Annotated in this window: 17 protein-coding genes; 9 read left to right on the top strand and 8 right to left on the bottom strand. The window is 65.7% G+C overall.

The genetic code is table 11. The annotated features are described in order from the left end of the window. Window positions 1–35 precede the first annotated feature (35 nt). Both ACVW1B_RS36945 and ACVW1B_RS36940 read left to right on the top strand, forming a co-directional pair. The gene (locus ACVW1B_RS36945) at window positions 36–953 is read left to right on the top strand and encodes an efflux RND transporter periplasmic adaptor subunit (protein WP_456822828.1); all 918 of its coding nucleotides are present in this window, start codon (window positions 36–38) and stop codon (window positions 951–953) included. Between the two features lie 13 nt (window positions 954–966). Continuing rightward, entirely contained in the window at window positions 967–4,119 is a 3,153-nt protein-coding gene (locus ACVW1B_RS36940; protein ID WP_253588560.1) for an efflux RND transporter permease subunit, read from the top strand. Between the two features lie 403 nt (window positions 4,120–4,522). On the opposite strand, the gene ACVW1B_RS36935 is transcribed toward ACVW1B_RS36940, so the two are convergent. From ACVW1B_RS36935 to ACVW1B_RS36910, 6 genes are all read right to left on the bottom strand, one after another. Continuing rightward, complete coding sequence (locus ACVW1B_RS36935) at window positions 4,523–5,158, bottom strand: pyridoxamine 5'-phosphate oxidase family protein (RefSeq protein WP_253605331.1); 636 nt, start codon at window positions 5,156–5,158, stop codon at window positions 4,523–4,525. Between the two features lie 107 nt (window positions 5,159–5,265). After that, window positions 5,266–6,567 (bottom strand): ArgE/DapE family deacylase, encoded by a 1,302-nt coding sequence (locus ACVW1B_RS36930; RefSeq protein ID WP_253605333.1) that lies wholly within the window; start codon window positions 6,565–6,567, stop codon window positions 5,266–5,268. Then, entirely contained in the window at window positions 6,564–8,252 is a 1,689-nt protein-coding gene (locus ACVW1B_RS36925) for a dipeptide ABC transporter ATP-binding protein (RefSeq protein ID WP_253605335.1), read from the bottom strand. The genes ACVW1B_RS36930 and ACVW1B_RS36925 overlap by 4 nt, the downstream gene beginning before the upstream one ends. Beyond that, window positions 8,249–9,082 carry an ABC transporter permease gene (locus tag ACVW1B_RS36920; RefSeq protein ID WP_057021099.1) on the bottom strand — a complete coding sequence of 278 codons (834 nt, stop codon included), beginning with the start codon at window positions 9,080–9,082 and terminating at the stop codon, window positions 8,249–8,251. The genes ACVW1B_RS36925 and ACVW1B_RS36920 overlap by 4 nt, the downstream gene beginning before the upstream one ends. Further along, the gene (locus ACVW1B_RS36915; RefSeq protein WP_456822827.1) at window positions 9,082–10,083 is read right to left on the bottom strand and encodes an ABC transporter permease; all 1,002 of its coding nucleotides are present in this window, start codon (window positions 10,081–10,083) and stop codon (window positions 9,082–9,084) included. The genes ACVW1B_RS36920 and ACVW1B_RS36915 overlap by 1 nt, the downstream gene beginning before the upstream one ends. Further along, window positions 10,080–11,657: an ABC transporter substrate-binding protein gene (locus tag ACVW1B_RS36910; protein ID WP_253605338.1), complete on the bottom strand. Its 1,578-nt coding sequence runs from the start codon at window positions 11,655–11,657 to the stop codon at window positions 10,080–10,082. Before ACVW1B_RS36910 ends, ACVW1B_RS36915 begins: the two co-directional genes overlap by 4 nt. Window positions 11,658–11,842: 185 nt before the next feature. Here ACVW1B_RS36910 and ACVW1B_RS36905 point away from each other — a divergent pair, with 185 nt between their 5' ends. Continuing rightward, window positions 11,843–12,703: an AraC family transcriptional regulator gene (locus ACVW1B_RS36905; protein ID WP_028335183.1), complete on the top strand. Its 861-nt coding sequence runs from the start codon at window positions 11,843–11,845 to the stop codon at window positions 12,701–12,703. A 246-nt stretch (window positions 12,704–12,949) separates the two neighbouring features. On the opposite strand, the gene ACVW1B_RS36900 is transcribed toward ACVW1B_RS36905, so the two are convergent. Next, window positions 12,950–13,624 carry a Crp/Fnr family transcriptional regulator gene (locus tag ACVW1B_RS36900; protein WP_057021095.1) on the bottom strand — a complete coding sequence of 225 codons (675 nt, stop codon included), beginning with the start codon at window positions 13,622–13,624 and terminating at the stop codon, window positions 12,950–12,952. A 211-nt stretch (window positions 13,625–13,835) separates the two neighbouring features. Here ACVW1B_RS36900 and ACVW1B_RS36895 point away from each other — a divergent pair, with 211 nt between their 5' ends. The 5 genes from ACVW1B_RS36895 to ACVW1B_RS36875 all read left to right on the top strand — a co-directional run bounded on the left by ACVW1B_RS36895 (window position 13,836) and on the right by ACVW1B_RS36875 (window position 22,063). Beyond that, window positions 13,836–15,884 carry an AsmA family protein gene (locus ACVW1B_RS36895; RefSeq protein WP_253605341.1) on the top strand — a complete coding sequence of 683 codons (2,049 nt, stop codon included), beginning with the start codon at window positions 13,836–13,838 and terminating at the stop codon, window positions 15,882–15,884. Between the two features lie 129 nt (window positions 15,885–16,013). Continuing rightward, on the top strand, window positions 16,014–18,461 hold the full coding sequence (locus ACVW1B_RS36890; protein WP_253605344.1) for an adenylate/guanylate cyclase domain-containing protein: 2,448 nt from the start codon (window positions 16,014–16,016) through the stop codon (window positions 18,459–18,461). A 188-nt stretch (window positions 18,462–18,649) separates the two neighbouring features. Beyond that, complete coding sequence (locus ACVW1B_RS36885) at window positions 18,650–19,753, top strand: IS4 family transposase (RefSeq protein ID WP_076824845.1); 1,104 nt, start codon at window positions 18,650–18,652, stop codon at window positions 19,751–19,753. Between the two features lie 527 nt (window positions 19,754–20,280). Then, the gene (locus tag ACVW1B_RS36880) at window positions 20,281–21,177 is read left to right on the top strand and encodes an alpha/beta fold hydrolase (RefSeq protein WP_456822826.1); all 897 of its coding nucleotides are present in this window, start codon (window positions 20,281–20,283) and stop codon (window positions 21,175–21,177) included. 7 nt (window positions 21,178–21,184) lie between these two features. Continuing rightward, window positions 21,185–22,063 (top strand): efflux RND transporter periplasmic adaptor subunit, encoded by an 879-nt coding sequence (locus tag ACVW1B_RS36875; protein ID WP_456822825.1) that lies wholly within the window; start codon window positions 21,185–21,187, stop codon window positions 22,061–22,063. 208 nt (window positions 22,064–22,271) lie between these two features. On the opposite strand, the gene ACVW1B_RS36870 is transcribed toward ACVW1B_RS36875, so the two are convergent. Then, window positions 22,272–23,123 carry a caspase family protein gene (locus ACVW1B_RS36870; protein ID WP_092090585.1) on the bottom strand — a complete coding sequence of 284 codons (852 nt, stop codon included), beginning with the start codon at window positions 23,121–23,123 and terminating at the stop codon, window positions 22,272–22,274. Window positions 23,124–23,495: 372 nt separating this feature from the next. On the opposite strand from ACVW1B_RS36870, the gene ACVW1B_RS36865 reads away from it, so the two are divergent. Continuing rightward, window positions 23,496–25,226, top strand: coding sequence for a hypothetical protein (locus ACVW1B_RS36865; protein ID WP_253609826.1), 1,731 nt, complete (start codon window positions 23,496–23,498; stop codon window positions 25,224–25,226). Window positions 25,227–25,344 lie beyond the last annotated feature (118 nt).

The following is a 25,344-nucleotide window of genomic DNA, read 5'->3' as shown; positions in this document are numbered from 1 at the left end:
ACCGATGACGCGCCAAGCTCTGGATTGATCAGGCGATGATTTTTTCCCAATACCTCAAGCCTGCGCTCGGCACGGTGTTCTTCCTCGCCCTCGCGATCGCCTATTACGCGTTCGAGCACCGCTCCCATCCGGAGGAGAAGGAGACGCCGGGCCAGGCGCTGGTCGTGGTGACGAAGTCGACCAATGCCTGCTTCTCCGACATGGTCCGCGTCACCGGCTTCATCGTGCCGCGCCGCGAGGCGCAGGTGAATGTCGACCAGGATGGCTCCAAGGTCACCGACGTGCTGGTCCGCGAAGGCGACACCGTCACCGAAAACCAGGAACTGGCGCGGCTGACCCCGCCGCCGCAGCAGGCCGCACAGGCCAATGCCAAGCCGCTTGTGCTGCGGGCGCCGGCGGCCGGCCTCGTCACCGAAGTGCGCACCGCGCCCGGCGCGCCGGCCTCGCCGCAGGCGCCCCCGATGTTCAAGATCTCGATCAACAACGAGATCGAGCTCGACGCCGAGGTGCCGGGCTTCCAGCTCCTGAAGCTCAATCCCGGCGCCAATGTGCGGATCAGCCGCGACGATGCGCCCGACATGGTCGGCAAGGTCCGCCAGATCTCGCCGCAGATCGACCGCACCACCCAGCTCGGGCATGTCCGCATCACCATCAACAACAATCCGACGCTGAAGGTCGGCATGTTCGCGCGTGCCAATATCGACGCCAAGCGCTCCTGCGGCGTCGCGGTGCCGCGTACCGCGATCGACCGCCTGACCCTGCAGGTCGTGAAGGGCAACACCGTCGAGACCCGCAGGGTGCGCGTCGGGCTGACCTCCGACACCTCGACCGAAATCCTTGAAGGCCTCGACGTCGGCGAAATCGTCGTGGCCGACGCTGGCACCTCGCTGCATGACGGCGACCAGATCAAGACCATGTTCGCCGACGAACTCGATCGCACGCGATCACGGTAATTCGGGCACGCTAATGGCTTTGAACATCTCGGCATGGTCGATCCGGAACCCGCTTCCCTCGATCGTCTTCTCGATCATCCTGCTCGTGCTGGGCTGGGTCTCCTTCACCAAGCTCGCGGTGACGCGGCTGCCGAGCGCCGACATTCCGGTGATCTCGGTCGCGGTCTCGCAATTCGGCGCCGCGCCGTCGGAACTTGAATCGCAGGTCACCAAGACCATCGAGGACGGCGTCTCCGGCGTCGAGGGCGTGCGCCACATCTCCTCCTCGATCACCGACGGCCTGTCGGTGACCACGATCCAATTCGCGCTGGAGACCAACACCGACCGCGCGCTCAACGACGTCAAGGATGCGGTGACGCGCGTGCGCGCCAACCTGCCGCAGAATGTCACCGAGCCGTTGATCCAGCGGGTCGACGTGATCGGCCTGCCGATCGTGACCTATGCCGCGATCTCGCCCGGCAAGACGCCGGAGCAGCTGTCCTATTTCGTCGACGACGTGGTCAAGCGCGCCCTGCAGGGCGTGCGCGGCGTCGCCCAGGTCGAGCGCATCGGCGGTGTCGAGCGCGAGATCCTGGTCTCGCTCGATCCCGACAAGCTGCAGGCGGTGGGACTGACCGCGGTCAATGTCAGCCAGATCCTGCGCGGCACCAATGTCGACGTCGCCGGCGGCCGCGCCGAGATCGGCAAGAACGACCAGGCGATCCGCACGCTGGCCGGCGCCAAGACGCTGAACGAGCTCGCCGGCACCATGATCCCGCTGTTCGGCGGCGGCGAGATCCGGCTCGACGATCTCGGCACCGTCACCGACACCATCGCCGACCGGCGCACCTTCGCCCGCTTCAACGGCGAGCCGGTGGTCGCGCTCGGTATCAAGCGCTCCAAGGGCGCCAGCGACGTCGTCGTCGCGGCCGCGGTGCAGAAGCGGATCGACGCGCTGAAGGTGGCCTATCCCGATGTCGACCTGAAGCTGATCGACACCTCGGTCGAGTTCACCAAAGGCAATTACGAGGCCGCGATCTCGACCCTGTTCGAGGGCGCGATCCTCGCCGTCATCATCGTGCTGCTGTTCCTGCGCGACATGCGCGCCACGATTATCGCAGCGGTCTCGCTGCCGCTGTCGATCTTCCCGGCGTTCTGGGCGATGGACCTGCTCGGCTTCTCGCTCAACCTCGTTTCGTTCCTCGCCATCACGCTTTCGACCGGCATTCTGGTCGACGATGCCATCGTCGAGATCGAGAACATCGTCCGCCACATGCGGATGGGCAAGACGCCCTATCGTGCCGCTCTGGAAGCCGCCGACGAGATCGGCCTTGCGGTGATCGCGATCTCGCTCACGATCATCGCGATCTTCGCGCCGGCGAGCTTCATGTCCGGCATTGCCGGGCAGTTCTTCAAGCAGTTCGGCATCACCGTGTCAGTGCAGGTGTTCTTCTCGCTGCTCGCCGCGCGCTTCGTGACGCCGATGCTGGCCGCCTATTTCCTCAAGCATCATGACCACGACGATCCACCGCCCGGCCCGATCCTGCGCGGCTATCACAGCCTCGTCACCTGGTCGGTGAAGCATTACTTCGTCACCGTGCTGATCGGCTTTGCGATCTTCGCCGCGTCGATCTGGAGCATCACGCTGCTGCCGCAGGGCTTCCTGCCGGCGCAGGACACCGCACGCTCGCTGCTCGCGATGGAGCTGCCGCCCGGCTCGCAGCTCGCCTACACCGAGAAGGTCACCGAGGAGATCGTGGCGCGGCTACGCAAGCGGCCTGAGGTACGGAGCGTGTTCGTCGATGGCGGCCGGGTGCCGCCGGGCCTGCAGGAGGTCCGCCGCGCCGCGCTGATCATCAACTACACGCCGAAGGCCGACCGCAAGATCACCCAGCGCGAGCTCGAACTGTCGATCGGCAAGGAGCTCGATAACGTTCCCGACATCAGGTTCTGGTTCCTCGACGAGAACGGCCTGCGCGCGATTTCGCTGGTCGTCACCGGTACCGACAGCAACATCGTCAACAACGTCGCCAGCGAACTCGCGACGCAGATGAAGCGGATTCCGATCATCGCCAACGTGATCTCGGAGACCGCGCTCGACCGGCCCGAGCTGCGCATCCGTCCGCGCGCCGAGCTCGCGGCGCGGCTCGGCGTCTCGACCGAAAGCCTGTCGCAGACCATTCGCGTCGCCACCATCGGCGACGTCGGCCCGGCGCTGGCGAAGTTCGACGCCGGCGACCGCCAGGTGCCGATCCGCGTCCAGCTCGAGGACAATGCGCGCAGCGATCTGCAGATGCTGGAGCAGTTGCGGGTGCCGCTCGGCCAGCGCGGCGAGCGCGGCGGCGTGCCGCTCTCCGTCGTCGCCGACATCCAGCTCGACCAGGGCCCGACCAGCATCAACCGCTACGACCGCGAGCGGCAGGCCACCGTCGCCGCCGACCTTGTCGGCAATGCCGCGCTCGGCGACGCCACCAAGCTGATCTACGACCTGCCGGTCATGAAGACCCTGCCGAAGGGCGTGAGGGTCAGCCCGTCCGGCGACGCCGAGAGCCTCGCCGAGCTGTCCGACGGTTTCGCCACCGCGATCACCGCCGGCCTGATGATGGTCTATGCCGTGCTGGTACTGCTGTTCGGCACCTTCCTGCAGCCGATCACCATCCTGTTCTCGCTGCCGCTCTCGATCGGCGGCGCGATCGGCGCACTGCTGTTGACCGGCAAGCAGCTCACCACGCCGGTGTGGATCGGCATCCTGATGCTGATGGGCATCGTCACCAAGAACGCCATCATGCTGGTGGAGTTCGCGGTGGAGGCGATCCGCGACGGCAAGGCGCGCGAGGAAGCCATGATCGACGCTGGCATGAAGCGCGCCCGCCCGATCGTGATGACCACGATCGCGATGGCCGCCGGCATGATGCCGTCAGCGCTTGCGTTCGGCGCGGGCGGCGAATTCCGCTCGCCGATGGCGCTCGCAGTGATCGGCGGCCTGATCTTCTCGACCGCGCTGTCGCTGGTGTTCGTGCCGGCGATGTTCATGGTGATGGATGATATCGGCGGCCTGATCTGGCGCTTCGGCAAGCGGCTCGTGGTCTCGCATGCCGACCACGAGCTGACCCCGAACGAGCACCAGTCCGACGACACCAAGCGCCCGCCCGGCCCGCCGAACATGATCTCGCCCGCCGCGGAATGAGCTGAGGCCGCGCCTCGCCAGCGGTGCGACCCGTACGAGATGACGTACTCCAAAATATCGAAAACAACCCCATGCAAAGGAGCCGACGGCGGCCGGAATTCGACACGGCGACTTGACACGTCGGGCAAATCAGCGATATTTTTCCATTATTCCGAAATCATGGTGTGAGTCTACAACTCCTCCAACACGTCGTCCCTGCCTGGTGCGCAATTGCGCACGGGAGCAGGGACCCTTACGCCGCGGCGGACCTTGTTGCAGCGACTCGTCGTTCCAGCATCGCCCAACAATTGGCAGCTGTGGTTATGGGTCCCTGCTTCCGCAGGGACGACGGTGAGGAAGGATATCGATTCAGGGCGTTACACCAGGCGGTGTCATCGCCTGCGCATGCGGGTGATCTCAAGTTCTAATACAGCCGCGTCCGATAGGCCTCTTCCATCGCCTTCTCGGCGACCTCGACCTCGATCGCGGCGGTCTGCTCGGCGATGATTCGGCCGAGCGTCGGAAAGCTGTGGCGCTCGACCTGCGCGGCGGGATTCCAGAGCTTCGAGCGCATCAGCGCCTTGCCGCAGTGGAAGTAGGTCTCGTCGACATGCACCTTGAGCCCGATGATCGGCGTGACGTTCTGCACCGTCAGCGGCGTCAACAGATCGACCTCCTGCGAGATCTCGGCGCGCCCGTTGACGCGCAGCGTCTCGTTGATGCCGGGCACCATGAAGATCAGCCCGATCCCGGGTGACGCGATGATATTGCCGAACGTATCGACCCGGTTGTTGCCGCGCCGATCCGGGATCAGCAGCGTCTTGTCGTCGAGCACGGAGACGAAGCCCGGCGCATCGCCGCGCGGGCTGGCGTCGGCATGACCTTTGCCGTCGCTGGAGGCGATGACGAGGAACGGCGACAGCGCGATGAAGTCGCGGCAGAACTTGTCGAGATGGTAGAGCACCTTCTTCTCGGCGAGCGGGCTCAATTGCCCGAAATGCGCACGAAGATCCTCCTGCGATTTGACCGGCGGCTTGCCGCCCGCACTCTGGTCACCCATAGCGAACCTCCCGTTTGGTTTGTCTCAATTCGTTGAGCATGATCTCCGCGCAAACGCTCCGCGTTTGTCGCGAGGGAAAACCGCGTCGCACTTTTCCGGATCATGCTCTATACCGCGTCGATGCCGCACCAGCTCGCGACGAAGAGGGCGTAGGCCTTGGTCACCTTCTTCAGCGAATCGAGCTGGACCCGTTCATTGAAGCCGTGCGCGTTCTCCATCCTGGCGCCGAAGCAGAATGCGGGAACACCATAATCCAGGCCATAGAAGCGCGCATCCGTCAGCGCGGTCGAGGGAAAATCCGTCAGCTTGCGCCCGAACACATGCTCGTAGACCGAGCCGAGGACCGCCTCGCTCTCCTGCACCTCGGTCGCTTCATAGCCCGGCGACAGGAAGCCGGACCAGACGATCTCTGGCGGATTGTTGGCGAGGAACGGATGGGCCCTGGCAGCCTTGGTCACGCACGCGACGATCTCGGCCTGGCAGTCGGCGATTTTCCATCCCGGCAGGATTCCGATCCGGCAATCGACGTCGCACCACGCCGGCACGCTGGAGGCCCAATCGCCGCCCTTGATGATGCCGGGATTGAAGTTGAGCGGGTGATGCACCGCGCCGAAATGGCGATGCGACTTGGCACGCTCGTTCCACTCCGCCTCGAGCGCGTCGAGGTGGCCGATCAGATGATAGGCGGCGCGGATAGCGTTGGAGCCGGTGCCGGCGCGCGCGACATGGACCGGGATTCCGCGAACCTTCAGGCGAAACCAGATCACGCCGACCTGGGCTCGCATCAGCCGTTCCTCGGTCGGCTCCGGCAGCAGGCAGGCATCGGCACGGTAACCTCGCTGCAACGTCGAGAGCGCGCCGAGACCGGTGCTCTCCTCCTCGATCACGGATTGCAGATGGATGCGGCCCTTCGGCGCAAAGTCCGCGGCCTTCACCGCATCGAGCGCGTAGAGCGCAGCAATGGTGCCCGACTTCATGTCGCCGGTGCCGCGGCCATAGAGCCAGCCGTCCTCGACCACCGGCTGGAACGGCGGCCGCTCCCACATGTCGAGCGGCCCGACCGGTACCACGTCGCAATGCCCCTGAAGGATCAGCGAACGTCCCTCCTCGCGCGCCGGCCGATAGGTGCCGACGACGGTCCGCGCGCGGGAGAAGTCGGTCTCGACCGGCCCGTAGCCGGGTAGCGTCTTCAGCTCGTCCTGATTGATGACCCAGTCGTCGACCTCATAGCCGCGCTCGCGCAGCAGCTTCGCGAACATGTCCTGGCACGGACCTTCCTGGCCGCGCGTGCTGGGAATCGACGAGAAGGCGATCGTGGTCGCGAGTTGCTGCTCGAAGGCGGCGTCGACAGCCGCCTCGATGCGCTCGCGCGCGCCGGCCGGAAGGGGAACTGAACGGCTGTCGGTCATGAATTGATCCTTGCTGTGGGGCGTGCATCGGCCGCGGCCGCAAAGCCCGGCTGGTCGAAGAAATCGCGCCCGGGAATCGCGTCGAGCAGATCGCGAGTGTAGGCCTGGCGCGGCGCGGTGAACACTTCGGCGGTGGTGCCTTCTTCCACGATACGCCCCTTCTGCAGGACGATGACGCGGTCGGCGATCTCGGCGGCGATCCGCAAATCGTGTGTGATGAAGATCATCGCAAGCCGCATCTCCTGGCGCAGCTCGGCGAGCAGCGCCAGCACCTGGGCCTGCACCGAGACGTCCAGCGCCGACACCGCCTCATCGGCGATCAGAACCCGCGGCTTCAGCGCCAGCGCCCGCGCGATGCAGATGCGCTGGCGCTGGCCGCCCGAGAACTCGTGCGGGTAGCGATCGGCGGCGGTCGCCGACAGGCCGACCCGCACCAGGAGCTTGTTCGCCTGGGCCATCGCCTCGGCCCGCGACGTCCCATAGGCCATCGGTCCGCGCGCGATGGCATCGCCGACCTTCTGGCGCGGATCGAGACTGGCAAACGGATCCTGGAACACGATCTGGAGCTGGCGCCGCGCCTGGCGCAACGCCTCGCCGCGCAGCTGCCGGAGATCCGCGCCGCCAAAGCGGATGGCGCCGGCGTCAGGTTCGGTGAGCCGCATGATCATGCGCCCGAGCGTCGACTTGCCGGAACCGGATTCACCGACCACCGCAAGCGTCTCGCCCTCGTGCAGCGTCAGTGAGATGCCATCAGCGGCGGTCACCTCGCGTGGCGGCTGCAGCCAGCCGCGCTTGACCCGAAAGGTCTTTTGCAGGCCGATGACCTCGAGCAGCGGCTCGGGACGCAGGATGGCCTCGTGGATGTCGGCGAGGCGCGCCTTCGGAACCGCGTCGATCAGTTCGCGCGTGTAGGCGGCCTGCGGATTGCGAAGCACCTCGCTGGCCGTGCCCTGCTCGACCACCTTGCCATGGCGCAGCACCACGACGCGATCGGCAACGTCGGCGACAACGCCGAAATCATGGGTGATCAGCAGCACTCCCATGCCGCGCTCGCGCCGGAGATCGTCAATCAGGCGCAGGATCTGGCGCTGGGTCGTGACATCGAGCGCGGTCGTCGGCTCGTCTGCGATCAGGAGCGCGGGGCGGTTGGCCATCGCCATCGCGATCATCACGCGCTGGCGCTGGCCACCGGAAAGCTCAAACGGGTAGCTCTTTTCCAGCAGCTGCGGATTCGGCAGCCCGACCTGGGTCAGCAGCGTCAGCACCCGCTCGCGGAGTTCGGTCGCCGAGGGCGCAGGCCGCTGGTGCGCCAGGATCATCTCCTCGATCTGCCTGCCGACGCGCTTCAGCGGATTGAGCGAAGACAACGGCTCCTGAAAGATCATCGCGGCGTTGCCGCCGCGCAGCTTGCGGAGAGCGCGGCCGTCGAGCTTCGACGGATCCTGCCCTGCGACCGCCACGGCGCCGGACGCGATGTCGACGCCCCGCGGCAACAGCGACAGCACCGCATGCGCGATCATCGACTTGCCGGAGCCGGACTCGCCGACCAGGCAAACCACTTCGTTTGGCTTGATCTCAAAGGAGACGTTCTCGACCGCGAAGGGCCGATCACCGCCCTTGGGGAGCGCGATCGAGAGACCATCGACGGCAAGAACAGGCGCACCGGACTGCATGGCTTCGCTCATGAGCGGCGCCTCGAGACGCGCGGGTTGAGGACATCAGACAGTCCCTCGCCGAACAGGTTGATCGCCAGCACGGTGACGAGGATGGCGAGGCCGGGAAACACGCTCATCCACCACGCGTTCCGGATCACGGTGCGGCCCGCGCCGATCATGAAGCCCCACGACATCAGATTGGGATCGCCGAGCCCCATGAAGGACAGCGCGCTTTCCAGCAGGATCGCAGTGGCAACCGTCAGCGACGTCACCACCAGGATCGGCGAGATCGCGTTCGGCAGGATATGGCCGAGCACGATGCGCCAGGTGCGTTCGCCCTGGCACAGCGCGGCCTCGACGAATTCGCGGTGCCGCAGACGGAGGAATTCGGCGCGCGTGAGCCGCGCCAGCGGCGGCCAGCTCACCGCGCCGATGGTCAGGATGATCGTGAGCAGCGACGGATTGAAGGTCGCGACCAGCAGGATGGCCAGCACGAAGGCTGGAATGGTCTGGAACAATTCCGTCATCCGCATCAGCACCAGATCGACCTTGCCGCCGAAATAGCCTGAGATCGCGCCGATCACGACGCCGATCGCCATCGCCGCGAGCGCTGAGGCGATGCCGATCAGGAGCGACACGCGTGCGCCATAGGCGACGCCGGCGGCGACGTCGCGGCCGAGCGTATCGCCGCCGAGCCATAATCCGTCCTCGCCGGGCGGCGTGAACGGCGCGCCGACCATCTCCCAGGGCGAGACCGGAAACGCGATCGGCGCAACGATCGCGACGACAACAACGACGAGCAGCAGGACGAGGCCGATCATTCCGCTCGGATGACGCAGGAAGGCGCGCACCGTGTCCATCACGCCGCTCCCGTGGTCATGCGGGGATCAATCAACCGGTAGACCAGGTCGGTGAGCAGGTTGAGCGCGATCACGACGATCGAGAGGATCAGGAAGATGCCGAGCAGGACCGGATAGTCGCGCTGCAACAGTGCCTCGAAGGTCAAGCGGCCAAGGCCCGGCCAGGCAAACACCGTCTCGATCACCACAGCGCCGCCGACCAGCGCGCCGGCCTGCATGCCGGCGACGGTGACGACCGGCACCAGCGCATTGCGCAGCATGTGGCCGACCACGATGCGCGTTCCGGACAAGCCCTTGGCGCGCGCGGTCTTGATGAAATCCTGCTGCGCGACCTCGATGATCGAGGATCGCATCAGCCGCGCATAGATCGCCAGATAGATCGCCGCCAGCGACGTGACCGGCATGATCATGTGTTTTATGATGTCGAGCGCATGCTCGACCGGCGAGAGCTGGACGTTGATGGTCTCGTAACCGAACGGCGGCAACCAGCCGAGCGTCACCGAGAACACCAGCACCAGCATCAGGCCGAGCCAGAACACCGGCGTCGCGTAGAGCACGAGCGAGAGCACAGTGAACACCGTGTCGAGCACGCTGCCGGCCGCGAGCCCGGCCAGCGCGCCGAGCGCGGTGCCGATCAGGAGCGCGAGGCAAAACGCCGTGACGGTCAGCAGCAGCGTCGCCGGCAGCCGTTCGAGGATCAGATCAACGACCGGACGACGCTGGCGATAGGAATAGCCGAGGTCGAGCCTGATGACGCGGCCGAGGTGGCTCACGAGCTGCACGAAATACGGCTTGTCGAGGCCATACTCCTTGCGCAGGTCGTCGAGCAGTTTTGGATCGGACGCGCCGGATTGCCCGGCCATGACCTGGGCCGGATCGCCGGGCGCGGCGCGCACCAGCACGAAATTGAACGTCGCGATGACGAGGATCACGGCGACGAGTTGGGCGATGCGGCTGACCGCCTGAAGTCCGATCGTCGCGGCGCTGCCGAGCCGGGTCACGATTTGTAGACCGACCCGAAGGTTTCGTGCGAGCCGATGCCCGTCGTCACGATGTTCTTGAACGCCTTGTCGTAGATGATGGGATATTCGATCTCGAGCGTCCAGGCCACCGGCACATCCTCGACCAGGATCTGCTGCACCTTGCTGTAGAGCTCCTGGCGCTTGGCTTCATCGAGCGTCACCGCGGCCTCGTCGAACAGTTTGTCGACTTCGGGATTCGAATAGCCTTGCGTGTTGGAGAACAGGATGCCCTTCTTGATGTTCGACGAAATATAGGTGCGGGCGACGCCCAGCGCGGGATCGCCGAGCTGGTAGAGCAGATTCTGGGTCATCTCATAGTCCCAGTTGCCGACCTTCTCGGCCCACCCGGCCATGTCGGTGCCGACAAGCACGAGATCGATGCCGACCCGCGCAAAACTCTGGCGGAAGAATTCGCCGGCCCGCTGATAGGACTCGCCATAGGGCGGCACGATATACTTGATCTCGGCGCGCTTGCCGTTGGCGCCAGGCTTCAGTCCCATGTCGTCGAGCAGGGCCTTGGCCTTGTCGACCGAAAACTCGTAGCGCTTGACGTTCGGATCATAGAACCGCGTCTTCGACGAGATCGGCCCGGTCGCCACCTTGGCATTGCCGAAATAGACCCGCTTGCTGAACGCCTCGCGATCGATCAGGTGCATCACCGCCTGCCGGAACCGCTTGTCGTTCATCGGCGCGATGCGGTTGTTCATCTCGAGCCACTGATGGGGCGCGAAATACTCGTAGCCCTTGGTGGTGAATTCGAGGTTCTTCTGCGCCTTGAAGCGCTGCACGTCATAGAATTCGACGTCGGACCATTGCACGAGCTGCACCGTGCCGTTCTCGAGCGCCAGCGCGCGCGAGGCCGCATCCGGAATCACGCGATAGACGATCTCGTCGAGATAGGGCTGGTCCTTCTGATAGTAGCCATCGTGGCGGACGAGATGAACGTGCGAGCCGCGCACCCACTCCTTCAGCTTGAAGGGGCCGGTGCCGATCGCCTTGTCGTTCTCCGGGTTCTTGCGGTAGTCGGTGCCGTCATAGATGTGCTTGGGCACGATCGGGGCGGACGTGCAATCGAAGCAGCCGATGAAGGGCGCGAACGGCTGCTTCAATTTGAACACGACGGTGAGCGGATCGGGCGCCTCCGCCGTCGCCACGCGGGCGAAGTTTTGCCGTGCGCGCGGATGCGTCTCCACCAGCAGCTTCATGCAGCTGAAGACCACGTCCTCCGAGGTCATTGGCTTGCCGTCGTGGAAGGTGATGCCGGGAAACAGCTTGAACGTATAGGTCAGGCCGTCGGGCGAGATCTCCCAGGACTGCGCCATGCCGGGCATCGGCTTGAGATCGGCGCCGTATTTCAGCAGGCCTTCGTAAATCTTGCCGCCGAGCGTCAAGGTCGGCTGCTGCTGGTTCAGCGCGGTCACCAGGACCGGTGGCTCGGGCTGGATGATGGTGTTGAGCGTCCCACCGCGGGTCTGGCCCGCCGCCCGCGTGATGCCGAACGGGATGGCTGCACCGCAGGCCAGCATTGCCTTGGTGAATTCGCGTCTGTTCATCGGACCTCTCCGTCTCCGCGCTCTCACATTCGATTTCGGCGAATGCCGCGGGGTGAGGCATTGTTGCCAAACGCCATATCCCGCGCTACCTGAAGGGGGACAACAACCATCGCGATCGGGCCAAGTGGCCCGGAAGATGCATGAGCACCCTGCGAAAACGACGATCGATCAGGAGCTCACGACACTTGAAAGTCGCAGCGCGACGAAATGACACCACCGGCTTGCGCGTTTGCCGCAAGCAATCGGGTCCCGCAGCCGCCGCGCACTATGCCGGACAGCTGCAACAGGTCGAACGGCCGCTCGCGGCGATGGCGGCCTCCTATCCGAACGAAAGCACCAGCGCGCGACACGCGCACCGACGCGATCAATTCATCCTGCAGACCGCGGGCGTGACCTCGATGATGACCGAGCGCGGCCATTTCGTCGTGCCGCCCGGCCACGGCCTGTGGATTCCAGCCGGCGTCGCGCACCAGTCGCGGGCATGGGGCGAGGTCGAGATCCAGACCATCTATGTCACGCCTGACCGCATCAGGAATGCTCCGGCGACATGCCGCCTGATCAAAGTCTCCGCGCTGGTCGAGGCGTTGATGGAAGAAGCGGTGCACATGCCGACCCGTTACGATCCGGAAGGGCGCGACGGCAGGCTGGTCGATTTCCTGCTCGACGAGATCGGCAGGATGCCGGAAGTGTCGCTGCACGTGCAGGTGCCGCCCGATCCGCGGCTCGCCGCGATCTGCGAAGCCGTGCTGGTCGATCCGAGTTCCGATCTCACGCTCGACGAATGGGCCGATCGCTGCCAGCTCAGCCGGCGGACGCTGACGCGTCTGTTCCGGCGCGAGACCGGCCAGAGCTTTGCGGCCTGGCGCCAGCGGGTGCGGCTGCTCGAAGCGCTGGCGCGGCTCGGCGCCGGCGAGGCCGTCACCTGCGTTGCGCTCGACGTCGGCTATGAAAGTCCGAGCGCTTTCGCCGCGATGTTCAAGCGCGAGCTCGGCGCCGCGCCGCGCCAGTATCTGCGCTGGGCCGATCCCGAAGTGGTGATGCGGTAGGCGCCCTCGCGTCACGCATCTATCGAAATGCAAAACCCCTGCGGTCAACGGGAGAGACCGCAGGGGTTTGCAGGTGGATGGCGTGAGGCCAGCAAGGCTGGGTGTCACCCCAAGGACCGGCGGCCGGATGAAAGCGGTACCGGCCTCATCATGCAAGCACGTCTTTTAGGCAGGAGTGCGTCAACATCCGCAAGCAAAGCGCGCGAGAGGATTGAATCTTCCCGCGCGCGTTGCATGCAGCTCGCTCTAGTCGTTGCGGGCGACCGCGGTCAGCTTGGTCATGTTGTGCAGCATGATCCGGCCGCGTTGCAGGTCGACGATGCCGTCCTTGCGCCACGTCTGCAGCTGCCGGTTGACGCTTTCGCGCGCGGCGCCGACGAAGATACCGAGCTGTTCCTGCGAGATGTGCACCTCGGAACCGAAATCTTCGGCCAGCGCGCACAGCCGCCGTGCGAGGCGGACCGGCAATGGCTGCAGCACGGATTCTTCCATCCGCTCGCTCTGCCAGCGAATCCGCTGGCACAGCAATTCGATCAGCCTGACCGCAACCTTCGGCTCGCGCTCGAGGAAGCCGAGGAAATCCTGCCGCCGCAACACGAATAATTCGCTGGGCTCGCCCGCGGTCGCATCCGCGGTGCGGTCCTGACCGTCGAGCACGGCGACTTCGCCGAACAGGTCGCCGGATCCCATGAAGTTCAGTGTGAGCCGGCTGCCGTCGGAAGCACCGGTCTCGATCCGAATCTGGCCGCGGCGGACCCCAAACAGGGCATCGCCGGGATCGCCTTTCTGGAACAGCACCTCACCGGTCGCGAGCTGCTGGGTGTGGCAGAGGCCGGAAAGCCGCTGCAACTCGTCCGCACCGAGATCGGCGAACATCGGATTCATCTTCAGAATGACCGCAAATTCGGCCTGTTTGCTCATTGTACTGCCTTCCAAATCCATCCGAGCAGTCCCCTGACGCCCGGTTAGCAAAAATCACCCTCATAAGAGTGTGGGAGAGGTCACATAAGTTCATGCGGTAACGGATTATTTTTCCAGTCATTGGAGCCAGATCCCGCTTGCGGGATAAACTCGTGTGATCGGCCGTGACTTTCTGCAACGGAACCCCGCTTGCCCGGCCTGGAACAACGACATGAGAGCACTGAAATTCGCCGGGGCCGCCATCGCTGCCGTGATCGTGATCATCGCATTGGTGGCCGTGGTCGGGATCCCGTCCTCGTTCCTCACATCGACCGTCACCGATCGGGTCGAGCGCGAGACCGGCTACAAGCTCACCATCAATGGCGGCGCCAAGATTGGCCTCTGGCCGAACGTCAATCTGACGCTGAGCGACGTCGTGTTGCAGGACCCGCGCGGGCGCGACGTCAACAACCGGTTCGCGGCAAGCAGCGTCGAGGCCGAGATGACGCTGTCGAGCCTGTGGTCGGGCCGGCCCGACATCACCGACCTTTCGATCGTCAAGCCGGTGATCAATCTGCCACTGCAGCGCGAGCGCACCCGCGACCACAATCCGCCGGCGAAATCTTCCGCGTCCGATAGCAGCGGCATCACGATCCGGCATGTCAGCGTCAGCGGCGGCACCGTCGTCTTCGCCAATGTACGCGACCGGATCGAGAGCCGGATCGAGACGCTCAATGCGGACGCGACCATCGGCGACGACCGCAAGATCGTCGTCACCGGTGACGCACACGCCGGCGACAAGCCGCTGAAATTCGAGATCCGCGCCACCGCGCCGCAAGCAGCGCTGGAGCGTCAGAGCGTGCCGGCCGAATTCAGCATCGATGCGCCCGGCTTGTTGCCCGCGGCGATCAAGGCGAATGCGGAAGCGCGGCTGAACGGCACGGTGGTGATGTTCAACGGCGTCTCCGGCACGCTCGGCGATGGCGGCTTCACCGGCTGGGCCTCGGTCGATTTCGCCAGCAACAAGCCGCTGGTGAAGCTCGATCTCGACTTCCAGCGCATTGCGATCGCGATGCCGCCGGGCCAGTCCGGCACCACGCAGCCGCTCGGCACCAATACCTGGAGCAACGCGTCGGTCGATCTTGCCGGGCTCAACTATGTCGACGCGCAGGCGCGCATCTCGGCGGCGGAGCTTATGATCGGCGACGGCCGCTTCACACAGGCGGCAATCGATGCGTCCATCGACAGCGGCGTGCTGAAGGGCCGGTTCGCCAATCTCGGCGCCTATGAGGGCACCGCCGATGGCGACGTCACCATCGACGCGCGAGCTACGAATCCAACCTACGCGCTGCGGCTCGACCTCGCCGGCGTGCGCGCGCTGCCGGTGCTGAAGAATCTTGCCGAGTTCGACAAGCTCGACGGCAAGATGCAGGCCAAGATCGCGCTGACCTCGCAAGGCGGCAGCGAGCGTGCCATCGTCGGCAATCTCGCCGGCACCGCCTTCGTCGTGTTCCAGGACGGCAAGATCCTCGGCCTCAACGTGGCGCAGATGATCCGCAACCTCACCACCAGCACCTTGTCGGGCTGGCAGGAGAGCCAGGAATTGTCGACCGATCTCAGCCAGCTCTCGGCGTCGTTCAAGGTCGACAAGGGCCATGCCGTCACCACCGATCTCAACCTGATCGGCCCGCTGGTGAAGATGACCGGGGTCGGTACCATCGACCTCAACACCCGCCAGATCGGGTTCCGCGTCGAGCCGCAGCTCGTGATGACCACCGAAGGCCAGGGCCGCACCGGCAATCCGGTCGGCCTCGGCATCCCCGTGATGGTCGAGGGACCCTGGGTATCGCCGCGCATCTATCCGGAGATGCAGGGCATCCTCGACAATCCGCAGGCGGCCTATGCCAAGCTCAAGGAGATGGGCAAGGGCCTGTTCGGCGCGAACGGCCAGGGGCTGAGTCAGGGCATCAACGGGCTGACCAATCTGCTCAATGGCGTGCAGGGCGGCGCGCAGCCCGGCAGCAGCGGCCAGGGCGGCGGTGCCGCCGGCCAGAGCAACCCGCTCGGCGGGCAGCTTGGCGACACCATCGGCAATTTGCTGCAGCAAGGCCTTTCCACCCTCAACCAGGGCAACGCATCGCGCCCGAGCCGCGACCTGAGCCAGCCCGCGCCGCCGGCCCCCGACCAGGCCCCGCCACCGCCCCCTCCGCCCGGCGAGACCGCCGAGCAGCACGACAGTCCGGCGATGAAGGACGTGCTGCGTCAGCTGTTCAATCGCTGATATTCCCGGATATCCCTCGCCGATATGAAGGGATAACCATGCGGCCCGAGCGGCCGCCCCGCCCCGCCGATCCGTGCTAAATAGCGGCGGATCATGCGGCGCACCCGATTGGGGGCCGGACGAGGCTGGATGAACGCGGCTACGGACAAGGGCAAGAACTGGTTCCTGCGCGGCGGCCTGTTCGCCAAATATGTCCTCGCGCTGGTCGGCCTCGTCGTGTTCGTGCTGGCGGTCAACGGCGCGCTCGAGACCTGGATCAGCTACCGCGGCATCAAGGGCACGCTGACGGATGCGATGAGCGAGAAGGCGGATGCGACCGCCAAGCGCATCGAACAGGCGATCTCCGATCTCGAGCGCCAGATCTCCTGGGTGACCCGAGCCTCCTCCAACACGATCGAGCTGCGCCGTGCCGACTATGCCCAGTTGCTCGGTCAGGTGCCGGCGGTGAGCCAGCTCAGCTTGATCAGCGGCCAGGGCCGCGAGCTGCTGCGGCTGTCGCGCCAGACCACCACCGTGAACTCCAACGCCGACTTCTCCCGCGATGTCAGATTCACCGAGACCATCGCCCGCGGCACCGCCTACGCGCCGGCGTATTTCCGCGACGGGCGGCCCTTCATGTCGATCGGCGAGCAGCATTCCGGCTTCAATGCCGGCGTCACCATGGCCGAGATCGACCTGCGCTTCCTCAATGACTATTTCGGCGATTCCCAGGTCGGCCGGCTCGCTCATGCCTATGTCGTCGACGGCAAGGGCCGCGTGCTGGCGAGCTCGTCGAAGGGGCCGGAGGTCGGCAAGGACCTCGCCGCGCTGCCGCAGGTCGCCGCGGTGCTGTCGCCGAGCGGCAGGCCGATCGCCTCCGGCAAGGATGTCGACGGCAACGCGGTGCTGACGACAGCAACGGCCGCGCCGAGCCTCGGCTGGCACGTGTTCTATGAGCAGCCGACGGCACAGGCGCTGTCGCCGATCCGCGACCAGCTGGTGCGCATTGCGCTCTTGATCGCGCTCGGCCTCGTGGTCGCGATCATCGCCGGCACGATTTTGGCGCGGCGCATGCTGGAGCCGATCACAGCGCTGCGCACCGGCGCGCGGCGGTTAGGGGCCGGCGATTTCGGCCATCGCATCGAGGTGAAGACATCCGATGAGCTGGAGGAGCTCGCCGGCCAGTTCAACAGCATGGCCACCCAGCTTGCCGAGACCTATTCCGATCTCGAAGCCAAGGTGAAGGAGCGCACCCGCGACCTCGCGCAATCGATCAACGAGCTGAAGGTGCTGGAGGAGGTCGGCCGCGCGGTGGCGTCCTCGCTCGACCTCAATGCCGTGCTGCCGACCGTCGCCGCCCGCGCGCTCGAGATCACCCATGCCGACGCCGTGCTGATCTATGGCTATGACGCGGCACGGCGCACGTTCAACCTGACGCAATCGATCGGCATCGACGCCGGAGCCGAAGGCCATCATCGCGCGATCGATGCGGCAAACGGCCCGCTCGGCGACGCCGCGGCCAAGGGCGAACCGCTCGCCTTCCCCGATCTCACGACAAGTACCGATTATCCGCCCGATCATCCGCTGCGCGATGTCGTCGTCGGCGCCGGCTTCCACTCGGTGCTTGTGGTGCCGCTGGTCGACCAGAAGGGCGTGCTCGGCGCGCTGGTGGTGCTGCGCAAGGCGGCCGGCGATTTCCCGTCGAGTTTGATCGGACTGATGAAGACCTTTGCGCACCAGGCGGTGCTGGCGATGCGCAACGCGCGGCTGTTCACCGAGGTCGACCAGAAGAGCCACGCGCTGGAAGAGGCCAACGCCACCGTGCGCGAGCAGGCCGACAAGCTGCGCGAGCAGACCGAAGCACTCAAGGACTGGAACAAGTCGCTGGAGCAGCGGGTCGAGACCCAGCTCGGCGAGCTCGAGCGCGTGCGAAGGCTTGAGCGCTTCCTGGCGCCGCAGGTGGCGCAGCTGATCGCCTCGTCCGACAATCCCGAGGGCCTGCTCGACAGCCACCGCCGCGAGGTCACCGTGGTGTTCTGCGACCTGCGCGGCTTCACCGCCTTCACCGAGGCGACCGAGCCGGAAGAGGCGATGAACGTGCTGCGCGAATATCACGCCGCGCTCGGCAAGCTGATCTTCAAGTATGAAGGCACCCTCGACAAATATGCCGGCGACGGCGTGATGATCCTGTTCAACGCGCCGATCCAGCTCGCGGACCACACCGCGCGCGCCGTGAAGATGGCGGTGGAGATGCGCGACACGGTCGGCCCGCTGACCGAGAAGTGGCGCAACCGCGGGCACAGCCTCGGCTTCGGCATCGGCATTGCGCTCGGCTACGCCACGCTCGGCCAGGTCGGCTTCGAGCAGCGGCTGGAATACGCCGCGATCGGCAGCGTCACCAACCTCGCCTCCCGCCTGTGCGGCGAGGCCAAGGCCGGCCAGATCGTGGTGAGCCGCCGCGTCTACGGCATGGTCGAGCCCTTCGTCGAAGGCCGCGCCATCGACGACCTCGTGCTGAAGGGATTCAACCATCCGATCCTCGCCGCGGAGATCCTCAGCTGGAAGGGCGAGCCATCAGCGGAAGCGGCCGCGGAGTAAGCGGCACACTCTCTCCCACGTCGTCCCGGCGAAAGCCGGGACCCATAACCACAGGGTGAAATTGGTGCGCGACTCTGCGGCCCCAGCTTCGCACCACAACCATCATTCGGGGTAATGGGTCCCGGCTTTCGCCCATAGGCGCTAAAATAGGATTTGCGCCTTGGATTCGCTTGTGATTCCAAGATGGAATGGCACACGAATCGCTTGTGAACAAAGATTGGGCGCGCGTTGTCGCCCGACTTGGCGGAGCCGAGGCTCTGAACATTAGCGCGCGCAAGACGAAGGCGTTTGTCCGTCCGCGGGAGATCAGCAATGCGGTCGACTTGCTGCGCCTGATCTTGGCTTATTGCCTTGGTGAGAAAGGGCTGCGGTTGACGGCGGCATGGGCCACGTCGGTTGGGCTTGTCGATATCTCCAACGTGGCTCTGTTGTATCGCTTACGTCAGTGCGGAGATTGGCTGGCAATCTTGGTCGAGCAGGCGCTTGCCGCCGCGGCGCCGAAGGCGAGCCGCGGTCGTCTGATCCGTATTGTTGACGCCACGACGGTCCCCAAGGCTGGGACGAGCGGCAGGAACAAGAACGCAGTGTGGCGTATCCATAGCGCGTTCGATCTTCCGCAGGAGCGCTTTGGTCACTTCGAACTGACCGATCAGCGAGCGGGCGAGACGCTGGATCGGATACCGGCGGTTGCCGGTGAGATCCGTCTTGCCGATCGCGCCTATCTGCAACCGGAGCGCATGGCGCATCTCGTCGATGCCGATGCGGACTTCGTGATCCGGGCCGGCTGGAAGAGCGCGCGCTGGCTCGATGCCGAAGGTAATCTTGTTGACCTCACTGCCGAACTGCGCAACGCCTCGGCGCGTGGCCTGATCGATCGGCCGATTTGGATAAAGCGCAAGTCAGGTGCGCCGCCGCTCGCAGTGCGTCTGGTTGCCGCGAAGAAGCCGGCGCAAGCTGCTGCGGCTGCGCGACGCAAGGCGCGCCGGACTGCACAAAAGGGAGGTCATCAGCTCTCCAGGCAAACACTTGACGCCGCAGATTGGGTGATCCTGGTGACCTCACTCAGGCCAGAGGACTTCACGACTGCAGATATCCTCGCCCTCTATCGGCTGCGATGGCGCATTGAGCTCGGCTTCAAGCGGCTGAAAAGCCTGATTGGCCTGAAGGGACCTCCCGGAACCGACGAGCGGTCCGCCAGACCCCATATCCTCGCTCATCTGCTGATCATTCTATTGCTCGAGCCGCTCGTCGACGAACTCGAAGACTCTCCCCGCTTGGCCGACGCCGCCTGACCCACCCAGTGACGTGGCGTCTGCTGCGCCAGCTCGTAGCTTCGCTACGGCAAGCGATCATTCCACAGCCCGCAATCGCTCTACTCTGCAGAGCCAGTCACGCTCTCCGGCGACATCTACGCGAGCCACCCAGACATAAGCGCCACTATCAGACTATGATCAAACTATCTTAGCGCCTATGGGCCTTCGCCGGGACGACATTGAATATGTGGCCCCGTTCCTGATTCAACAATCAAATAGCCAAGGGAGAGACCCGAGGGGAGAAGCACACGCCCGCATCCCGCGACGCCACCGCGCCCGAGTCATGCGATCAACCACCCTCATATAGGAGAGGGCGCAGGGAAGCGCCGGGCGCCGACTGCCACGAGCCTCAACATCACCATCCAGTGAATCCTGTTGCCTCCCCAATCACGATCACGACCGCCCCCACCCCTCCCAGGAATAAGCCCTCCCCCGCCTCGCTCGCGTCATGACGGGCGCGTGCGAACGCGCGTCCGGCGACAACAAGAACAAGAAGGAAGGGTTTGATGACGGGTTTGGATGGGACGCACGCGGCGGCGTCGGTGGTGGCGCTGCATTGCTCGCTGGGGTCGGGACGGCAATGGACCAAGCTTGCGACGGCGCTCGGCGGCGACCGGTTCATGGCGCCGGATATTTCCGGCTATGGCGTTGCGGCCTGCGGGCGCGACTGGCCGCGGACGCTGGACGGCGAGATCGCGCGGCTCGAGCCCTGGCTCGCCAGGGCCGACGGGCCGATCCATCTGATCGGGCATTCCTATGGCGGGGCGATCGCGTTTCGGCTGGCGACCGCCTCGCCTTATGCGCAGCACATTCGCAGCCTGACGCTGATCGAGCCGGTGTTACCCACGTTGCTGCGCGACACGCCCACCGATGCGCGGCTGTACGACCGCTTCGCGCGGATCGCGCAGATCGTCTCAAGGGATATTGTCGACGGCGCCGTGATGGAGGCGGTCGAGGCGTTCACCGCGTTCTGGGCCGGCTCCGGGCCGCGCGAGCAGTTCTCGCCGAGCGGGCGGCTGCGGATGATCGAGCAGGCCGACAAGCTGCCGTGCGATTTCAGCGCCGCGCTCGACCTTAACGGAGTGGCGGAAGCCGCGCGTACCTTGAAGGTGCCGACGCTGCTGATCTCTGGCGGGCTGTCGCCCTATGTGACGCAGCGCATTGTCGCGAAACTCGCCACGCTGATCGATGGCGCCGAGTTGCGGCATCTGCCGGGTGCCGGCCACATGCTGCCGGTGACGCATGCCGATCGGGTCAACCCGGAAATCCTGCGGCACATCTGGCGCGCCGAGGAGTTGGCGAAGCTGGAGCTGGCGGCGGATGCGGGGCCGGCCGAGGCAGTGCAGGCGGCTGGCTCGGCCAGGCGGCATCTGGTATTCAGGAGGCCCTCATTTTGGGAATAGTTTGCCGATGATTTTGCCTCGCACGCGCGCCTCAGCCCTTGCCGCCTCCGCGCTGCTCGTGCTCGCGGCCTCTCCCGCGCTTGCCGCGGGCGAGGCCGACGCCGTGCCGAAGGGCGCGGCGGTGACGGTGCTGAAGGCCTCGAAATTCTGCTTCGGCAATATCGTCGAGGTTTCGGGCATCGTGCTGCCGCGCGACGAGCAGCAAATCCGGCCCGACCGTTTTGGCTTGAAGGTGGCGGAGGTGATGGTCGATCCCGGCGACACCGTCACCGCAGGGCAGGTGCTGGCGAAGCTGACCGACGGCGCCAACTCGGTCAACGTCACGGCGCCGGTGGCGGGCACGATCTCGGGCTCAACGGCGATCGTCGGCGCGCCGGCCTCGGGCAAGGACGCGCTGTTCTCGATCATCGCCAAGAGCGAGTACGATCTGGTCGGCATGGTGCCGACCCGCGACATCGCCAAGCTGAAGACCGAGCAGACGGCGCAGCTCAAGGTCCTCGGCGCCGGCGATCTCGACGGCAAGGTGCGGCGGATCGCGCCGACGGTCGAGCCGAACAGCCAGCTCGGCCAGGTGTTCATCGGCATCGGCGCGAACAAGCGGCTGCTGGTGAATTCGTCCGGCCGCGCCCAGATCAAGACCGGGCAGAGCTGCGGCGTCGCGGTGCCGCTGACCGCGATCCTCTATTCCACCGCGGGCACCGTTGTGCAGGTGGTGCGCGGCGGCCGCGTCGAGACGCGGCGGGTCGAGACCGGATTGATGTCGGCCGGGCAGGTCGAGATCCGCGACGGCATCCAGGAAGGCGACATCGTCGTCGCCCGCGCCGGCGCGCTGCTGCGCGAGGGCGATCCGGTGCGGCCGGTCGGCGCCAGCGCGGATGCGAAGTAGGCGGCGCTACATCCACGGTGTCGTCCCGGGCAAGCCAACGGGTCGGCGCAAAGCGCCGCCCGATGACAGGCTCCGCGCGACCCGGGACCCATAACCACCAATGTGAATTGTCTGAAGAGCTGTCGCCACAGCGCGCTTCAACAATGCGGCCCTGTGGTTATGGGTCCCGGCTTTCGCCGGGACGACGTGTGGATAGAGCAAAGGAAGCTCAGCCGCCGAGCTTGATGTCTTCCAGCAGCGACGACGACACGCTCGGCACCTGCTCGCCTTCGCTGGCACGCGAGATCGCGACGCGGGTCTTGTTGAAGGCGCTTTCGGCGCCGGCCTGGGCGTTGAGGTTGTTGAGCAGCTCGGAGACCAGCACGCTGTTCGGCGCCTTGCTGTCGTCGGCGACCTTGCCCGGCGTCGCCGAGCTCAGCACGATGGTGTTCTCCGGCGGGCTGATCGGGGCGAGACCGTGCGAGAACGCCCGGAAGCGGCGCTCATAGGGATTGCGGCGCGAGGCGTCGAGCACGACGAGCTTGGCCTTGGCGCCGCGCTCCTTCATCGCATCGAGCACGGACTCGACGCTGACGCCGGTGCGCTTGACGTCGGCTTCCTTCCAGATCGTGGCATCGACCGGGATCATGTAGCTCTCGCGGCCGACCTGCACGCCGTAGCCGCCGAAGAACAGCATCACGACGGTGTCGGGGCGAATCTTGGCCTTCATGCGCTCGACCGCGCGGAACATGTCGTCCTTGGTCGCATCCTCGACCACGTCGACGTCAAAGCCCTCGCGGCGCAGCGCCGACGACAGGGTGCGGGCATCGTTGATCGGCTGGGCCAGCGGCGCCGCGGCGTCCGGATAATGGCCGTTGCCGATGATCAGCGCGAGGCGGGAAGTGCCTGCCGGAATGCTGCCGGTCAGCTCGGTGGAGGCGACCTTGTCGCCACCCTTGGCGACATCGAGGGTGCGCTTGTTGAGCGCGGCATGGGCGCCAATCGCCAGCGACACCGTGCCGGCCACCGCGACGCAGACGGCGATGGTGCGGCGGGAAATGCGAAGCTGCCTAAGGTCCATAGCGTTCCTAAGTCCCAATTCTTATCCCGATGGCGCTCAAGCGAAGATCGCGCCAGTTAGTCGCGTCAAAGACGTTCAGGTTTAATGGGGTTGAGGTGTGTGTGCCGTTGAATTGAGCTCAATTTGCGGCGCCGCAACAAACGCTCCTTTAACCCGGACGGCCGCCCGGGGCAACCCGAATTGCCGCATGCTGCCGCCCGGCAGAGGCCATTGACGCCGTTAAGATCCCGTTACGTGACCTCAGTCACATTTGTGTTTTGTGGCGATTCATGTAGCTTTCCAAGGGCTTGCGAGTTTGGGGCAGAGCGACAGGAAACTCCGTCGGGCGGCGGCGTTAACCGGTTCCTCGGGAAAGGGGATTCTTTGAGCTTCTTGGGCCTTCACGAGATCGCAGGCGCAGTGTGCCGGTCGCTGACCGCCCAAAAGGACGGCCCGTCGCTGTACGAGGTCTGCGACCCCGTGCTGCAGGCCTATCGCGGCGGCGATGCCCATCTCGGAAAATTCTACCGGACCGCGCTCGGCAATCCGCCGCTGCGCGCGCTGCTCCGCCGCACCGGCCTGCCCGCGCTCAACGATCCCGACCGTCTTGCCGGCCTGCGCGCGGCGCTCACTGCGGCGCGCGACGTCGCGGCGCCGGACTGGGCCGCGATCGGCACGCCCGTCGCGGCATTGATGGACGGTATCGGCGTGCGCCATCCGGCACCGCCCGCCGCGACCGCACCTGGCCGCCCGCCAGAGATCGCCGAGATCGACCGCGTGATCCGCCTGACCGGCGCGCATCTGTTGCGCTCGTTCGGCAGGAACGGCTTCATCCCGACCTATGCCGCCTTCAACCTGATCGGCGACCCCGACGTGGGCGGACGTGAGCTGCTGATGGCGCTGACCGGGCTGAACGCACGCGGCTACAAGAACTCGACCTTGCTGTTCAATCTGGCGCGGATATTCATCGCGCATTCGCCGGCGCGCGCACTGATCAATCCGGCCTGGCGCGGCATCGCCGAGCCGATGTGGGAGCCGGTGCAGATCCGCCACCGCTCGGCCTATTACGACGCCTTCTTCACCGAGGCGCTGCTCGGCTTCGTCGAGACCGGGCTCGCCTCGCCGGATGAAGCTGTTACCGCGCGGCGCGCGATCGCCGACATGGTGGATTTCTGCCTCAAGACCAGCGCCGAGGAGGTGCCGTCGCATGACGGCTCGACGGTGAAGGTCATCACCGCGCTGGCGCCGGGCCCGCATCCGCGCTTCTCGCGCTTCTTCGCCCAGATCAAGCAGGATCTCGGCTTCGGCATCTATGTGCCGGACTGCGACACCACGGCGTGCTCGTTCTCGGCCGCGACCCAGGCCGGCTCCGACGATCCGATCCTGCAGCAGCCGCTGCTCGACTTCTACCGCGGCTACCAGGTGCGATCGGGCGCCAACGAGCCGCGCGTCACCGTGCCGCTCAACGACAACATCGATTACGAGGGCGGCGTCGTCACCTGGATCGACAATCTCGCCGGCGAGCGGCCCTATGGCAACGACCTCGATCCGACGCTGAACCTCGACATCCTCGAGGTCTCGTTCCGCAACCTCGCCCGCTGGCAGATCATCGAGACGCCGCAGCGGCTGGAGACCGTGCATCGCATCATCGCCTTCCAGAAGAATCTGGTCGAAAGCGGCGCGTTTAAAAATCCGCGCTCGCACATCTATTATCTGCCCGAGCTCTATTCGGCCTATTTCGGCCGCTGCTATGCCGCCTTCGTCGCGCTGCCGCTGGCGGCGCAGCGCATCATCGATCCCGGCAACGTGTTCGCGCTGATCCGCGCCCGCGTGCTCGGCTATGTCACGCACGAGCTGATCGCCCACGAGATGAACCCGTTCGACGCCGCGCTGGCGCTGATGGCGCTGGCGCATCTCGGCGCCGAGATCTCGACCTTCACGCCGGCGCTGCACTGCATCGTGCAGGGCCTCGGCGAGGGCGGCCGCAAGGGGCCCTACCGGGCCTATGAGTGGAATAAGATGAAGACGCCGACCCGCATCCTGGTCGGCGGGCCGGAGGTGACCTCGGCGTTCGTGCTGATGGCGCTGGCGCTGGCCCGGAAGCGAATGGCGAACGTTTCGTAGCCCGGATGGAGCGCAGCGTAATCCGGGGCCGCCTCACCGGAAAGACCATCCCGGATTGCGCTTCGCTCCATCCGGGCTACAGAATTTCGGAAGGCGAATAGCGCATTCGCAGGGCAAT

The sequence above is a fragment of the Bradyrhizobium sp. USDA 4502 genome (assembly GCF_054063355.1).
The sequence above is the reverse complement of the archived record's forward strand: the minus strand, read 5'-3'. Positions and strand labels throughout refer to the sequence as shown.